A 15,366-nucleotide genomic window follows, 5' to 3' on the forward strand; every position below is an offset into this window, starting at 1 on the left:
GGGCTTCTGAACCGGGAATGATTGTCATTGCAACTTACTGGTAAAACTCCGGAATCCGGCGAATTTGACGGATATCAGGAGTTGACCTGAATCATTGCAAACAACTAACGGTTTCTCCATACTTGCGCCCGCATAATTCCCCATCCTGAACCCATTGGTAAGGCTATGAGCACAGTAAATGCAAACCTGACATACAACTACAAGGTGGTGAGACAATTCGCCATCATGACAGTGGTATGGGGTATTGTAGGTATGGCTCTGGGTGTGCTGATTGCAGCACAGCTGGTTTGGCCATCCCTCAACCTCGACCTGCCCTTTACTCACTTCGGTCGCTTGCGGCCGCTGCATACCAACGCCGTAATCTTCGGCTTTGGCGGAAGTGCCCTTTTTGCAACGTCCTACTACGTCGTTCAGCGAACCTGCCAGGCTCGCCTGATGTCTGACGGGTTGGCGGCGTTCACCTTCTGGGGCTGGCAAGCGATCATCGTGGCTGCTGCCATCACCCTTCCGATGGGCCTGACAACGTCCAAGGAATACGCCGAGCTGGAATGGCCGATTGACATCGCGATTGCGGTTGTCTGGGTCAGCTACGCCCTGGTGTTCTTCGGAACCGTGATGAAGCGTAGCACTCCGCACATCTACGTTGCCAACTGGTTCTACGGCGCGTTCATCATTACCGTTGCTGTACTGCATATCGGTAACAACATGGCGCTGCCGGCCACCGCCTTCAAGTCGTACTCCGCCTATGCGGGTGTTACCGATGCGATGATGCAGTGGTGGTACGGTCACAACGCGGTGGGCTTCTTCCTGACTGCTGGCTTCCTGGGCATGATGTACTACTTCGTTCCCAAGCAGGCCAACCGTCCGGTTTACTCCTATCGCCTGTCTATCGTGCACTTCTGGGCACTGATCGCCACCTACGTATGGGCCGGTGGTCACCACCTGCATTACTCCGCTCTGCCTGACTGGGCACAGACCGCAGGCATGGTCATGTCCCTGATTCTGCTGGCGCCGTCCTGGGGCGGTATGATCAACGGCATGATGACCCTGTCCGGTGCCTGGCACAAACTGCGCACTGACCCTATCCTGCGTTTCCTGGTGGTTTCTCTGTCCTTCTACGGTATGTCTACCTTCGAAGGCCCGATGATGTCTATCAAGACCGTCAACGCTCTGTCCCACAACACTGACTGGACCATCGGCCACGTGCACTCCGGCGCCCTGGGCTGGGTTGCTATGATCAGTATCGGTGCGGTTTATCACCTGATCCCGAAACTCTGGGGCATCCAGGCAATGTACAGCACTGCGCTGATCAACGCTCACTTCTGGCTGGCTACCGTAGGCACCGTGCTTTACATCGCCGCCATGTGGGTGAATGGCATCATGCAAGGTCTGATGTGGCGCGCAGTAAACGAAGACGGCACCCTGACCTACAGCTTCGTGGAAGCGCTTGAAGCTTCCTACCCGGGCTACTTTGTACGCTTCATCGGTGGCGCGATCTTCCTGACCGGCATGCTGATCATGGCCTACAACGTGTACATGACCGTACGCCAGAAAGACGCCGTTGCAGAAGATAATGCTGCGGTTCAGGCGGCGTAAGGGAGAGAGACCAGATGAGACACGAAATAGTCGAAAAGAACCTTGGTCTGATGATCGTGCTGATCGTACTGACCATCAGTGGTGGTTTTCTGGCGGAAGTGGTGCCCCTGTTCTTCCACAAAGAGGTGAACGAGCCGGTCGAAGGCCTGGAGCCTCTGTCCGCTCTTGAACTGGAAGGCCGGGACATTTACATCCGTGAAGGCTGCCACGTGTGCCATACCCAGCAGATCCGTCCGTTCCGGGCTGAGACTGAGCGTTATGGTCACTACTCCGTTGCGGGCGAGTTCGTTTATGACCGTCCGTTCCTGTGGGGTTCCAAGCGTACCGGGCCGGACCTGGCTCGTGTAGGTGGTCGCTACTCGGATGCCTGGCAGCGCCAGCACCTGTACGATCCACGCAGCGTGGTACCCGAATCCAACATGCCTGCCTTCCCGTGGCTGTTCGAGAATCGTGTTGATCACGGTTCCATTGAGTCCCGGATGAAGACGCTGCAGACGCTTGGCGTGCCATACAGCGACGAACAGATTGCCAACGCAGCGAATGAGATCGAAGGCAAATTTGAAATCGAAGCGCTGGTCGCATACCTGCAGCAGTTGGGTACTGTGATTTCAGAGAAGCGGTGATCCCATGGATATTAATGAGTTACGCGGCATTCACACGCTGCTGGTAATGGCAGCGTTCTTCGGAATCGTCTGGTGGGCGTACAGCGCCCACCGCAAGAAGGCCAACGACGAGGCAGCACACCTCCCCTTCGATGACGACGAAGTCGAAAAGCGTACTCTCGAACAGGAAAAAACGGAGAAGAAACAATGAGTACCTTCTGGAGCATCTGGGTCAGTGTGATCGTGCTCGGTACCGTTTTCGGCTGCTGGTGGCTCCTCTGGGCCACCCGCAAGAGCCAGACAACCGATACTGAAACCGACCGGACAATGGGCCATTCCTTTGATGGCATTGAGGAATACGATAACCCTCTGCCGAAATGGTGGTTCTACCTGTTCGTAGCAACCTGCATCTTCGCCCTTGGCTACCTGGCTCTGTACCCGGGCCTGGGCAACTTCAAGGGTCTGCTGGGATGGACATCCACCAACCAGTGGGAAGCGGAAGTGGCAGCTGCCGAAGAGAAATATGGCGAAATCTATGCCCAGTTCGGCGACACTGCCATTCCTGAACTGGCGCAGAACGATGACGCCATGAAGATCGGCCAGCGCCTGTTTGCCAACAACTGTTCGGTCTGTCACGGCACCGCCGCTCGCGGCCAGGTGGGCTTCCCCAACCTGACTGACGACGACTGGCTGTGGGGCGGCGAGCCGGACCAGATCCTGCACAGCATCGCCAAGGGTCGTAACGGCAACATGACTCCGAAAGGAACCATGCCGAACATGACCAACGAGCAGGTTGACCAGGTGGTTAACTACGTTCTGAGCTTCAGCGGCCGTGAACTGGACGCCGAAGCAGCGAAGGCCGGTGAGCAGGTGTTCGCCCAGGCGTGCGTGGCCTGTCACGGTGCCGACGGTACCGGCATGGCAGCCATGGGTGCCCCGAACCTGACCGACAACGTGTGGCTGTATGGTTCCACCTACGAGTGGATCAAGGAGACCGTGGTTAACGGTCGCCAGAACCAGATGCCCGCACAGGAAGGTCGTCTGACCGGCGACCAGATTCAGATTCTGGCGGCTTACGTTTACAGCCTGTCAAACTGAGTCAGACCCGGCCAGGCTAGCCCTGGCCCGGTCTTTTCAACCCTGTATCTGCCCTCGCGGGTACAGGCTTGAGAAGATCAGCAGACCCGCCGAGGCCCGCTCCCAGCTTTACCCTATACCGGGAGGTACCCATGAGTAACGAGATTCCTGTCAAGCAGGTTGACCCATCCTCCGATCCCTCGAACAACAAAAACAAGAAAGCAGAGACCGTTGACCTCTACGCAAGTCGTGAAAAGATTTACGTGAAGGAGGTAAAAGGCTTTTTCCAGAGAATCCGGAACGTCAGCCTGACCGTGCTCATGGGCATGTATTTCCTGTTTGTATGGCTCACACTGGACGGCCAGCCCCTGATCCACTTTGACCTGCCGGCTCGCGAGTTCCACCTTTACGGCATCACCTTCTTCCCGAAAGATTTCTTCCTGCTCTCGGGCATGCTGATTATCAGCGCCTTCGGCCTGTTCTTCATCACCACCCTGTTTGGCCGTGTCTGGTGTGGTTACACCTGCCCGCAAACCGTGTGGACCTTTATCTTCATGTGGATTGAAGAAAAGGTGGAAGGCAGCCGCAACAAGCGGATGAAACTCGACAAGGCCCCTAACTCCCGGGAAAAGGTCACCAAAAGAACCATCAAACACGCACTGTGGCTGTTTGTTGCCTTTGCCACCGGCGTCACCTTTGTTGGCTACTTCTACCCGATCCGCGAACTGATCGTGGACCTGTTCACCCTGCAGGCCAACGGCTGGGCCTATTTCTGGGTTGCCTTCTTCACCGTTGCCACCTACCTGAACGCCGGCTGGATGCGTGAGCAGGTCTGCCTGTACATGTGCCCGTATGCCCGGTTCCAGTCGGTGATGTTTGACCCCAACACCCGGGTCGTCTCCTACGACCCGAACCGGGGCGAGCCTCGCGGCAAGCGCAAGAAAGGCGTCGCGCCTGAAGAGGTAGGCCTTGGCGACTGTATCGATTGCGAGCAGTGTGTGCAGGTGTGCCCTACCGGCATCGATATCCGTGACGGCCTGCAATACGAGTGCATCGGCTGTGCGCTGTGTATTGATGCCTGCGACGAAGTCATGGATAAGATGAATTACCCGAGAGGGCTGATTCGCTACACCACCGAGAACGAACTGGAAGGCAAGACCTCCAAGCTGCTGCGTCCGCGTACCTTCGGTTACGGTGCGGTACTGCTGCTGATGATCGGTGCGATGATCTTTACAGTGGCTACCCGTGTACCGGCCAAGATGGACGTACTGCGGGACCGTGGCGCACTATTCAGCTTCAACGGCGAAGGCCGGGTAGAGAACTCCTACACGGTGAAGATCCAGAACATGTCGGAAGTGCCCCAGACTTTCGAACTGAGCGTTGACGGCATGGAAGGTATCCGGATTCTGACCGAAACCACCTTTACCATCAGCAGTGGCGAGAATCGCTCCCTGCCGACGGTTGTGGACGTTCCGCCGGAGTCTATTGTTGAATCCAACAACACCATTCGCTTCTTTGCAGAATCAGAGACAGATCCGTCCCTGAACCTGGAAACTGAAAGCCGTTTTGTTGGTCCAAGGCCCCGTTAACGACCCGTGCGCGGGTCTAAAGCCATCATCCGAGATTGAAGAGTAATGACTGATAACGCACCTGTTGCACCCTGGTACCGCCAGCCCTGGTTCTGGTTTCTGACCATTTTCCCGCTGGCGTCGATCATGTGGGGGATCACCACCCTGGTAGTGTCTTCCAGCCTGGACAACTCCATGGTGTCAGACGATTACTCCAAGGAAGGCCGGGGCATCAATATGTCCATCGCCCGGGACGAGCGCGCCGCTGAACTGCAGCTGGCCGGCGAACTGAGCCTGCAGGACAAATCTGCCACCCTGATGCTGGATACCGCTGACGGTGCGGCAGACTATCCGTACCTGGTGTTCAACCTGTATCACCCGACCCTGTCCGGCCAGGACAAAACCGTTCAGTTCACCCGTGTGGCCCCCGGAGAGTACCGTGGCCAGCTGTTTGAGCAGGTCAGTGGCCGCTGGTATTACGACCTGCAGGGTCCGGACAACGACTGGCGGGTAAAAGGCGAAGTGCGCCTGCCCTCTTCCTCTCCAATCACCATTGATGCGAAAGGCAACGCCCAAGGGTGACCGCCCTGAATTGTTTCCATTGCGGAGAGCCAGCGGACGGTGATCCTCCGATCACGCTGGACCTGAACGGAACACAACAGCATTTCTGCTGCCAGGGCTGCAAAGCCGTGTGTCAGACCATCCACCAGGAAGGTCTGACCGGTTTTTATGACTTCCGTACCGAACCAGCCGTCACGCCCCGGGAACTCACCCGTGCCGAGGTTGAGCGCCTGAGGGAGCTGGACCATCCGCTGGTACAACAATCCTTTGTTTCGCCCGTCAAAGCGGGACAGGAAGCCCAGCTGCTGATTGGCGGGATTACCTGCGCAGCCTGTATCTGGCTGCTGGAAAACCACATGAAGCAGCAACCGGGTGTGCTGAGCTTCACGGTTAACCACACCACCCAGCGCGCCAGGCTGGTCTGGGCGCAGGATCAGACCCGCCTGAGCGACCTGCTCATCGCCATCCATGAGCTGGGCTACACCGCCCGCCCCTACCAGGCAGACGAAGCAGAACAGGCCCTGAAGGCTGAACACCGTTCCATGTTGATCCGGCTTGCGGTGGCAGGCATTGGCACCTTCCAGAGCATGATGCTCGCGTTTCCGCTGTACTTCGAACTGATCAACGACCTGTCCAACGATTTTGTCAGCTTCTTCCGCTGGTTCAGCCTGCTGGTGGCCACCCCCGTGGTGTTCTACAGCGCCCGGCCGTTTTTCCGTAACGCCCGGCGCGACCTGCAATCCCGACACCTGACCATGGACGTGCCGGTAGCCATTGCCATCGGCCTGGCCTATGCCGCCAGCGCCTGGATTACCGTGTTCGGCGGCCACGAGGTGTATTTCGAATCGGTCTGCATGTTTACCTTCTTCCTGCTGCTGGGCCGGTACGTGGAAGTGCAGGCGCGATACCGGGCGGGGCTCACCGGCAATGCACTAGCCGGGTTCCAGCCATCAGTCGCCGCACTGGTAAAGGAAGGCCACGCCGATATCGTGCCGATGCACCGGGTTAAGGCCGGCGACATTGTCCGGGTACGCCCCGGGGAAACACTGCCGGTGGATGGTGAAATTGTTTCCGGTGAATCGACCCTGAACGAAGCTGCTCTGACCGGCGAGTATCTACCCGAAACCCGTCGCCCGGGTGACGCAGTCCATGCCGGCAGCGTCAACGGCGAGAATCCGCTGGATGTCCGAGTAATCAAGGCCGGCGCCCAAACGCGGCTGTCCGGAATCCTGCGGGTGCTGGACCGGGTCCAGTCCGAGAAACCGCCAGTGGCCCGGATGGCCGACCGCATTGCCGGCAAATTCGTTGGCCGTGTATTGATCCTGGCGCCAGTCGTCTGGATCGGATGGTGGCTGGCCGGCGCCGATAACGCGTTCGATATCACCCTGTCGGTTCTGGTGGTCACCTGCCCGTGCGCCCTGTCACTGGCTACGCCCACGGCAATTACCTCCGCCACCGTGCGCCTGCGCAAACTCGGCTTCCTGCCTACCCGGGGCCACACGCTGGAATCCATGAACACCATCGACACGGTGGTGTTCGACAAAACCGGTACCCTGACCCGGGGCGAACTCAGCCTCAGTGGCCAGCAACAGTTCGGCGGCATGGACCAGGCAAGTGCCCTGAAACTTGCAGCCGGGCTGGAGAAGCATTCGGAACACCCGATTGCCAAGGTGTTTCACAGCCTGGCGTCTGTTCCGGTTAGCGACGTAACCAACCACCTGGGCGGCGGCTTATCCGGCATCTACAATGGCCAGCCGGTGTATATCGGCCACAAGAGTTTTGTAGCCGGCCACACCCAGGCACCCGAGCCGGAGTCGGCCCCCACCAGAGGCATGGAGATCTGGCTTGCCAGCGATACCGAGTGGCTGGCCAGCTTCCAGCTGGATGACCAGGTTCGGGACGATGCCGGCAAAGCCGTGCGCGCCCTGCAGGACGCCGGTATCCAGACCATCCTGCTCAGCGGTGACCGCTCCGGCCACGTGCAGACCGTCGCGCAAATGCTGGGGATCGACCGGGCGATCGGAGAAGCCTCGCCGGAGCAGAAACTGGAGGTGCTGGATCAGCTCCGGACCGAGGGCCACCGAGTGATGATGGTGGGCGACGGCCTGAACGACCTGCCCTCCATGGCCGGCGCCGGTATTTCGGTGGCCATGGGCACCGCCGCCGACCTGACCCAGCTCAAAGCCGATGCGGTCCTGCTGAATGGCCAGCTTTACCAGCTGGTGGAGGCTCTCAACACCAGCCGGCAGACCCGCCGGATTATCCGCCAGAATATGATCTGGGCTTTCGGGTACAATGTCTGTGCGCTACCCCTGGCTGCCGCGGGGCTGGTGGCACCCTGGCTGGCCGCGATCGGCATGTCTGCCAGCTCACTCATTGTGGTACTTAACGCCCTGCGCCTTAGCCGGAAGGCCTGAAACACCTGTCGCATTCCCCATGCAAGGAGGTTGTCGTGCATATTGTCATGTTCCTGGTCCCCCTGATGCTGCTTCTGGTGGCCCTGGGCGTGTTCCTGTTCTCCTGGGCCGTCAAGAATGGCCAGTATGACGACCTGGACGGGCCGGCCCATCGCATTCTGTATGACGACGATAAAGACATGATTCCGGATGATGCCCGCACGGACAAAAAAGCGGATGAGGAAGGGCAGGCCAGCACCGGGGATTCTGACCAAAACCCCGATAACAAGGCCTGACCGGAACCATGCAGCCGGAACTTTACCTGAGCTATTCGAGCGCCTTCGTTATCGGCTTGCTGGGCAGCACCCATTGCCTGGGCATGTGCGGAGGAATCAGCGCTTCGCTGTCGATGGCGTTGCCGGTCGGCAAGGGGTTTCGCCTGCGCCAGACACTGCTGCTGATCGCCTTCAATTTCGGCAGGATTGGCAGTTACGCCCTGATCGCCACGCTCGTGGCCCTGCTGAGCACCCAGGCCGCCAGCCAATGGCGCTGGGCCGGCTTGCTGCTGATGACCATAGCCGGCCTGCTGCTGATTTTCATGGGCCTTTCCATGGGCCAGTGGTGGCAGGGCATACGCTTTGTCGAAAGGGTGGGGACGCCGGTCTGGAAGGCGTTATCGCCGCTGACCAAACGCTTTATTCCGGTCAATAATGCCGGCCAGGCGCTGGCCCTGGGGGCCCTGTGGGGCTGGCTGCCCTGCGGACTGGTGTACAGCACGCTGGGCTGGGCGGCGCTTCAGCCAACGGTGCCGGCCGCCGCCCTGACCATGCTTTTCTTCGGCCTGGGCACCCTGCCCTCGATGCTGGCAACCGGCTATGCCGCCAACTGGATTCGCGGCATCAAGAGCCATCAGGGCTTCCGCAAGATCAGCGGTGTCCTGCTGATACTGTTCGGCTTGTGGACGCTACCGTTCCAGGCCTTGTTGATGCACTGATCCAACGGCCGACGGTTGCTGGCTGATCAGAGATTCAGCACGTCCAGCCGGCCGAAGTCCTGTTCCGGCTCCGCAGACCGCACCACCGCCTGGCGCTTGCCGCCCAGCCGCTTGCCTTCCTTGAAGTCGTACAGGTTTGGATCCGCCAGGTGCGATGGCTCGACGTTGCACAGGGCCCGGAACATGGTTTCCAGCCGCCCCGGATGCTGCTTGTCCCAGGCCTGGAACATTTCCTTGATCACCTGCCGCTGGAGGTTTTCCTGGGAACCGCACAGGTTGCAGGGAATGATGGGAAAATTCCGCAGTCCCGCATAGCGGGCAATATCCTTCTCCCGGGCATAGGCCAGCGGGCGGATGACCGTGTTACGGCCGTCGTCGCTGTGAAGAACCGGGGGCATGGATTTCAGCTTGCCGCCATAGAACATGTTCAGGAACAGGGTTTCCAGCATGTCATCGCGGTGATGGCCCAGGGCGATCTTGGTAACACCGTGCTCTTCGGCAAAGTTGTAGAGAATGCCTCGCCGCAGGCGGGAACACAGGCCACAGGTCGTCTTGCCCTCAGGCACTTTCTCTTTGACGATGCTGTAGGTGTCTTTCTCGATGATGTGGTATTCGATACCCAGCGACTTCAGGTACTCAGGCAGGATCTCTTCCGGGAAGCCCGGCTGCTTCTGATCCAGGTTGACGGCAATCAGCTCGAAACGTACCGGCGCGCTTTTCTGCAGGTTCAGCAGAATATCCAGCATGGCGTAGGAATCCTTGCCGCCAGACAGGCAACACATCACCTTGTCGCCTGCTTCGATCATCGAGAAGTCGGCAATGGCCTGCCCCACGTCCCGGCGCAGCCGTTTCTGCAGTTTGTTCAGCTCCAGTTTCTGGCGACGCTCCTGCTCGGACATCGGCGCCTGCTCGGCATTGGCGATCATGGCTTCGGACATTCTGTTGGCACACTTGCAAGGGAAATGAGGCGGCAATTATACGCGCCCCGATTGCCGAGTGACAGGGGCCCCGCGCTCGGTACTTTCCTAAGTGCGCCGCACGCCACTTCCCTCAACTCCTGTGCTTTCACGTGCTGGCAGAGTGTCATACCATGGCCGCCATGAATACACCCGCACCTTCCGCCCGACCGGATCAATCCCCGATCAGCCGCGATCAGCTCGCCTGGCTTGAGCAGCAGGCCGATCACCTGCAGGTGGCTGCCGAACATGAACTTCGGGCGGCGGGGGCTTCCGGGCTGACAGAACTGGCTTTGATCCGTGCCTTACAAAGCCCGCGCTGGCAACTCATCGAGCCCGTCACCTTCAGCGACCCGACCGCGCTCTATCCTGTGCACTTCCTGCTGTTCCATGCCCTTTACCGGCTGCAATCGGAGCTGGCCCAGGCCGGGGAAACACTGGTGATTTCCCCGCTTCGATTATGTATTTTGACCACCGGCTCCGGCAATACCCGGGCCCTGCCGGCAGAAGAAGATCCACTCAGAAGCTTTTACCTGGATCTGTCCCGGTACTTCCTGTCCGGCCACGATATCCGGGGCATGATGGAGCGTTTCCTGGCTGGCGTAACACTGGCCGGCAGCCCGGAGGACGTTCAGGAAGCCGCGCAGGTGCTCGGCTTTGATACACTGCCCAGCGACTTCGGTACCGTGAAGCAGCGATTCCGCCGGCGGGTGATGCAAGCCCATCCGGATCGCGGCGGGCGGACAGAAGATATCCAGGAGCTGAACCGGGCGTTTTCCGTCCTCAAACGTCACTTTACCCGGCAATAGACTGACATGACCCGACTCAACCGATTCGCAGCCGCGGCCGTTCTTGGCCTGATCGTTTCCGCACCCCACGCCCTTGCCGACCTTGTTGTGCTGCAATATCACCATGTGGCGGACCATACGCCTCCGGCCACCAGCACCTCCCGCTCGTTGTTTGAAGCCCAGCTGGACATGATCAGGGACTTGAACCTTGAGGTCGTGCCACTGCTGCCGGCAACTCGAAAGGCGCTGGCCGGTGAGGATGACAGCAACCGTGTTGCTATCACCTTTGACGACGCCTACGAGTCGGTCTATCAAAATGCCGCCCCGTTGCTGGAACGTCACGGCCTGCCCTACACCATCTTCGTGAACACCGACGCCATCGGCAGCCGGGGCTACATGAGCTGGGAACAGTTACAGGAGCTGTCCACCGGTGAACAGGTGACCATTGCCAACCACAGCACTGACCACGGCCACCTGGCGCGTAAACCGGGCGAACCCGAGGCCCGGTGGCACCAGCGGACAGAGCACAGCCTGGACCAGGCCCAGGGCACGCTGAAAACCAGGCTCGGGGTGGAGGAGCCGATGTTTGCCTACCCCTACGGTGAGTTCGACGAAAAACTGGAGGGCAAACTGGAAGCCAGAGGCTGGCTGGGATTCGGGCAACAGTCCGGGGCGATTGGCCGCTATTCCCACAGCACCCGACTGCCCCGTTTTCCCATGGCGAACAGCTTTGGCCAGCTTGGAAGCCTGAAAGACAAGTTGCTGAGCAAGGCCTTCCCGGTGCCCGCCAGCGAGTTACCCGACGGCGTACTGGAAGCCAACCCGCCGGAACTGGTGTTCGAACTGGGGGAAAAACTGACTGCAGACCGGCTCACCTGCTTTGCCTCCGGTCAGGGCCGTATCGAATTCCGGACAACCGGCAACCGGGTCTCGGTGAAGGCACCAAAGGCATTCGACAGCCGGCGTTTTCGCTATAACTGTACCCACCCGGCAGGTGATGGCCGCTACTACTGGCTATCCCAGCAATGGCTGAACCTGGACGCTCCGGAAGACTGACCCCTTACTCTTCGAAGGTGGTCAAGCCGAGTTCACCGTATGGCACATGGGGAATCGCCACGGGGCCGTGATCGGCGTCATACACGGTTTGCGCGCGCAGGTCTTCGCTACGGGTGAGCACCAATAACCAACGCTCACCCTGCCCCGGAAATACCGGCACCCAGGCTTCCAGGTAGCCCCGCTTACGCCAGGTTTCCGGATAATAATCCATCACCAGGTCAGTAATCAGGCGAACCGGGCGAAAATCCCGATCCAGAAACACCAGTGTAGGCACGAACACGCCCTTGTGGGCGTAGGAGCGCAGGCGCGTTACAAAGCCATGGGTAAACTCACCGGAGGGCAAGGCCACCAGCTGGAAGGCGGACTCGCCACTGCTGAAATCATAAACCGGGGAATCTTCGGTGATACGAACGCCGAACTCCCTTCCCTCCTGCCAGTGCTGGAACTCCTTGTTGGATAACGCTTCACAGCAGTTACCGGCAAAGGTGGTCAACACGTTCTCCGGTTCACGCTCGATGCCGAGGACGGCAAAGGCATCCGGATCATGGCCGGCTACGGGCTCGGCCTCTCCGGATTCCTGCCGGGGCAGGTAAACGCTGGCGGGGGTCAGGTTCAGTGGCGCCATGTCCGGGTTACGTTGCCGCTCGGTGCGGGTATCGGGCTTGTAATAGCTGACCCGGACAATGCCGTCGGCATCTCGCCAGGTGTAATAGGGCTGCCGCTGGCCCGGCCGGATAAAACCGTCCCGGGCCAGCTCTTCGCCATCCGGGTAGTTTTCGGTGGTGTAGTCGCCGGCATCCTCAAGCTTGCTGGCAGCATCGGGCTCGCCCAGTGCCCTCTTGGGAGGTAAGCCCGCAGTCTCGGCAACATCTTCGCTTTCCGGGCCTTCGGATTCGGATTCTGTTTCGGGAATGCGGGAGTAACGTACCTGGCCCTGTTCGTCTACCCAGGTGAAGTAACCGTCCCGCTGCTCGATGGGGGTTCCACCCAACTGGCAGCCCGCCGACAGGGCCACTGCCAGGACACAGCCTGCCAACCGGACGGATCGCATCAGAACCATGACAAACTACTCCCCGGACTGCATCAGAATTTGGTACGGAAACTCAGCCCCGCCATCACAACCCGCAGCGAGGTCTTGATCTCCAGATCCGCATAGGGGTTGTAAATGATATTGGTGATGTTGTCACAGTTTACGTTACAGCTGCTGTCTGCCGGAATAGTCTCGATAGACTGCAGGTAAGACAGGTTCAGGTCGATTTCCGTGTCTTTGTCCCAGCGATAGCCCAGGCCAACACTGTACAGATTAGTCCCGCCGAACGGCGCCATGATCGAGCGCTGGTCATCGGGAATCACCGAGTCCCTTATCTCGACACCGGCGCGCAGGTCAAGCCGGGAAGACACATGCAGTTCCGCACCAAAGGCCCAGTTCCACTGGCTTTTGTAGCCCAGCGGCAGGCGCAGGCTGTCTGGTGTGGCGTTGTCCGGCGACAGGATCCGGGCCGCGTTCAGGAACTCCAGCTTGCGGTCGAACTTGAATTCGAAGGCGTCCCACTGGGCAAAGTCGGTCCAGCCGATGTCGGCGTTCAAGGTGAGCAGCGGGTGTACATCCACGCTGATCCCTGTCTGGAAATGCTGCGGATACACCAGGTCCATACTGACGTTACCGGCCTCCCGGGGGGCACCGGAGGGCAGACTCAGAATAGCCGAGGTGATGGCCCCCAGCACTGAGCCGTTAACGCTTTGCCAGAACCCGGTCCAGTCATCGGTGTACTGGATCTCGAACTGGCCTTTCAGGTTCATGTCCGCTTCGGAGGTGTAGCTGGCACCCCAGCGGAACCAGTCCGTAGGCTCCCACATGACACCCAGGGCATAGGTGGGCGAGATGGTTTCCTGAAGGTTCAGGTTCATCGCGCCGATATCGTCCCAGGGGCCCACGTTACCGCCACACAGGGCCAGCCAGGGTTGCAGGGGTTCGTCACCGCTTTCACAGTTGAAGGCGTCTTGCAGAACCTCTGCCACACCGATCAGCATGTTCGGCGCCCGCATGTACTGGTCTGCCGCAAACCCGAAATGGGACAGCTGAATACCGGCACCCACCGACCATTCATCGTTTATCTCATAGCCAACCGTGGGGGAAAGATAGGTTGTCCGCTGAAGCGTTGCGGCCTGGGGCTGGTAACGGCCGGGATCGTCTTTCTCCCGGTAAAAACCGGCGGCCATCGGCATATAGAACGCGTTGGCAAAGGTCAGCTTTGAGCCGGGTGGCTTGATACTGATACCCGCAGAGGGCGCTACCGCCGGCCCCGGTGGCAACCGCAGAATGCCATACCCGGGAACGTACAGGGCGACGTTGTTGGTGTGGCTGCGAGTATTGGCCACCGGGTCCCGCTGCTTGCCGGTCAGGGGGTCTGTTTCCAGGCCTTTGATACCGAAAATCTCGTAGTCTTCATCCGCAATGAAGTCGGCATCAATATCCAGGTAGATACTCAACACGTTGACTTCAAGCTGGCGACCATCCAGCTTGGTGAGGCCTGCCGGGTTGTAATGAATGGCCATCAAACCCGGGGGATCGGCGGTGACCGCGTTCCCCAGTGCCAGTGCCTTGGGGTGCAGCGTCAGGTTCTGGGTCAGCTGCGCCTGGGCACCGCAGGACAGGCTTGCCGCGATCAGCGCTCCCAGAATGCGTCGCTTTTGACTAGGTTGTCCCATGAAAATCTTCCCTTCCCGTGAAACGTCTGCAGCTCCAATCACTCTTTGAGGCCGGAGAATTTAATGGGCAGGGATATACCCAGAGAGAAATCCGGGGCATCTTCGGTCAGGCCAATCCCCAGACTGGTGTTTACGATGGTCATATCACTGACCCGGGTACCCAGCGACATGGTCAGGAAGCCCGTCATCTGGTCCTGGGCTACGGCCTGGTCGCCGTTGGAGAAGGTCAGAACGATCTGGTCGCTGTAGCTGACCTGGGCCGAGATACTCAGTGAAATGTCATAAGACAGTGCATAGGCAAAGCCGGCGGAGCCGGAGAGACCAAAGCCGGGCTCAACCTTCTCGAGCAGGCGGGCACCACGAACCTGTTCAAGGCCGTCTTCGGTCAGGTTGTAGGTTGCACTTACCGAACCGAATACCACCACCGGGTCCAGCACCTTTGACATACTCAGGCCGCCACCAACGGAGTAATAACCGCTACCGGTGGACAGCTGTTCCTTGATGTCGATCTCGTAGGGGCTGACACCGGTCTTGCTGTTCAGGGTGCCAAAGAAGGTAGCCGATGCCTTGCCGGGTACGTAGGCAAAGGGCTGCCAGCGGGCCGTAAAGGAAATGTCGCCGAAGTCGTAGACATTCAGCTCGTCCTCGGTATCGTACTTGACCACCAGCGGTACCCGGGTACTAACCGTAAGGTTGTCCAGCAAGCCGTAGTCGTAGAAAAAGGCATTGGTGAAGTTATGGGTAGCTGACGGCACCACATCCAGATTGCGCACCGAACCATTGGTAATGGCCAGGTCCAGGCGCTGATCCCCGGTGTAGGAATAGTCGAAGGAATAGTTCAGGTAGTGAGATCCCTTCTTCTGCAACGAATAGTTCTTCTCGGCAGCCAGGAACACTTCCTCGAGCTGCTTGGTGGAATCTTTATCACCTTCCTGGCGTGACAGGGCTTCCCGCGCCTGGTCAACATTTCCGTCCTGGGCCATCGCCATGCCCGGAAGCACACCGGCCGCGGAAACAAGGATAAAACCTCGCACTAACCAACGATTCATCCTGACTCCCTACT

At 59.2% G+C, this 15,366-nt stretch carries 15 protein-coding genes; 11 read left to right on the top strand and 4 right to left on the bottom strand.

Annotation, left to right across the window (positions count from 1 at the left end):
- Window positions 1–165 precede the first annotated feature (165 nt).
- The 9 genes from ccoN to AC13DJ_RS09260 all read left to right on the top strand — a co-directional run bounded on the left by ccoN (window position 166) and on the right by AC13DJ_RS09260 (window position 8,794).
- A complete protein-coding gene (gene ccoN / locus AC13DJ_RS09220; protein WP_011785264.1) occupies window positions 166–1,596 on the top strand; it encodes a cytochrome-c oxidase, cbb3-type subunit I in 1,431 nt (476 codons plus the stop codon).
- Window positions 1,597–1,610: 14 nt separating this feature from the next.
- Window positions 1,611–2,219: a cytochrome-c oxidase, cbb3-type subunit II gene (ccoO, locus tag AC13DJ_RS09225; RefSeq protein WP_011785265.1), complete on the top strand. Its 609-nt coding sequence runs from the start codon at window positions 1,611–1,613 to the stop codon at window positions 2,217–2,219.
- A gap of 4 nt (window positions 2,220–2,223) precedes the next feature.
- Window positions 2,224–2,409, top strand: a complete 186-nt coding sequence (locus tag AC13DJ_RS09230) for a CcoQ/FixQ family Cbb3-type cytochrome c oxidase assembly chaperone (RefSeq protein ID WP_011785266.1) — start codon at window positions 2,224–2,226, stop codon at window positions 2,407–2,409.
- Window positions 2,406–3,296 carry a cytochrome-c oxidase, cbb3-type subunit III gene (gene ccoP / locus AC13DJ_RS09235; RefSeq protein ID WP_473802558.1) on the top strand — a complete coding sequence of 297 codons (891 nt, stop codon included), beginning with the start codon at window positions 2,406–2,408 and terminating at the stop codon, window positions 3,294–3,296. Before AC13DJ_RS09230 ends, ccoP begins: the two co-directional genes overlap by 4 nt.
- A 131-nt stretch (window positions 3,297–3,427) precedes the next feature.
- Window positions 3,428–4,864, top strand: a complete 1,437-nt coding sequence (gene ccoG, locus AC13DJ_RS09240) for a cytochrome c oxidase accessory protein CcoG (RefSeq protein ID WP_199455965.1) — start codon at window positions 3,428–3,430, stop codon at window positions 4,862–4,864.
- Between the two features lie 45 nt (window positions 4,865–4,909).
- Entirely contained in the window at window positions 4,910–5,425 is a 516-nt protein-coding gene (locus AC13DJ_RS09245) for a FixH family protein (protein WP_022988019.1), read from the top strand.
- On the top strand, window positions 5,422–7,821 hold the full coding sequence (locus AC13DJ_RS09250; protein ID WP_473802556.1) for a heavy metal translocating P-type ATPase: 2,400 nt from the start codon (window positions 5,422–5,424) through the stop codon (window positions 7,819–7,821). The genes AC13DJ_RS09245 and AC13DJ_RS09250 overlap by 4 nt, the downstream gene beginning before the upstream one ends.
- Before the next feature lie 35 nt (window positions 7,822–7,856).
- Window positions 7,857–8,096, top strand: a complete 240-nt coding sequence (ccoS, locus tag AC13DJ_RS09255; protein ID WP_414673916.1) for a cbb3-type cytochrome oxidase assembly protein CcoS — start codon at window positions 7,857–7,859, stop codon at window positions 8,094–8,096.
- A gap of 8 nt (window positions 8,097–8,104) precedes the next feature.
- Window positions 8,105–8,794, top strand: coding sequence for a sulfite exporter TauE/SafE family protein (locus tag AC13DJ_RS09260; protein ID WP_473802555.1), 690 nt, complete (start codon window positions 8,105–8,107; stop codon window positions 8,792–8,794).
- Between the two features lie 26 nt (window positions 8,795–8,820).
- Here AC13DJ_RS09260 and ttcA read toward each other — a convergent pair whose 3' ends face one another.
- Window positions 8,821–9,693: a tRNA 2-thiocytidine(32) synthetase TtcA gene (gene ttcA / locus AC13DJ_RS09265; RefSeq protein ID WP_228285840.1), complete on the bottom strand. Its 873-nt coding sequence runs from the start codon at window positions 9,691–9,693 to the stop codon at window positions 8,821–8,823.
- 191 nt (window positions 9,694–9,884) lie between these two features.
- Between ttcA and AC13DJ_RS09270 the strand changes: the two genes are divergently transcribed.
- Together AC13DJ_RS09270 and AC13DJ_RS09275 are read left to right on the top strand one after the other, a co-directional pair.
- Window positions 9,885–10,559, top strand: coding sequence for a DNA-J related domain-containing protein (locus AC13DJ_RS09270; protein ID WP_482933418.1), 675 nt, complete (start codon window positions 9,885–9,887; stop codon window positions 10,557–10,559).
- A gap of 6 nt (window positions 10,560–10,565) precedes the next feature.
- The gene (locus AC13DJ_RS09275; protein ID WP_482933419.1) at window positions 10,566–11,594 is read left to right on the top strand and encodes a polysaccharide deacetylase family protein; all 1,029 of its coding nucleotides are present in this window, start codon (window positions 10,566–10,568) and stop codon (window positions 11,592–11,594) included.
- A 4-nt stretch (window positions 11,595–11,598) separates the two neighbouring features.
- On the opposite strand, the gene AC13DJ_RS09280 is transcribed toward AC13DJ_RS09275, so the two are convergent.
- From AC13DJ_RS09280 to AC13DJ_RS09290, 3 genes are read right to left on the bottom strand one after another with little or no spacing between them, the layout of a single operon-like run.
- Entirely contained in the window at window positions 11,599–12,654 is a 1,056-nt protein-coding gene (locus AC13DJ_RS09280; protein WP_474539354.1) for a MalM family protein, read from the bottom strand.
- A 23-nt stretch (window positions 12,655–12,677) separates the two neighbouring features.
- Complete coding sequence (locus tag AC13DJ_RS09285) at window positions 12,678–14,303, bottom strand: OmpP1/FadL family transporter (RefSeq protein ID WP_482933420.1); 1,626 nt, start codon at window positions 14,301–14,303, stop codon at window positions 12,678–12,680.
- Window positions 14,304–14,341: 38 nt separating this feature from the next.
- Window positions 14,342–15,352: a transporter gene (locus AC13DJ_RS09290; protein ID WP_482933421.1), complete on the bottom strand. Its 1,011-nt coding sequence runs from the start codon at window positions 15,350–15,352 to the stop codon at window positions 14,342–14,344.
- Between the last annotated feature and the right edge of the window lie 14 nt (window positions 15,353–15,366).

The organism is Marinobacter sp. L-46, from assembly GCF_056859535.1.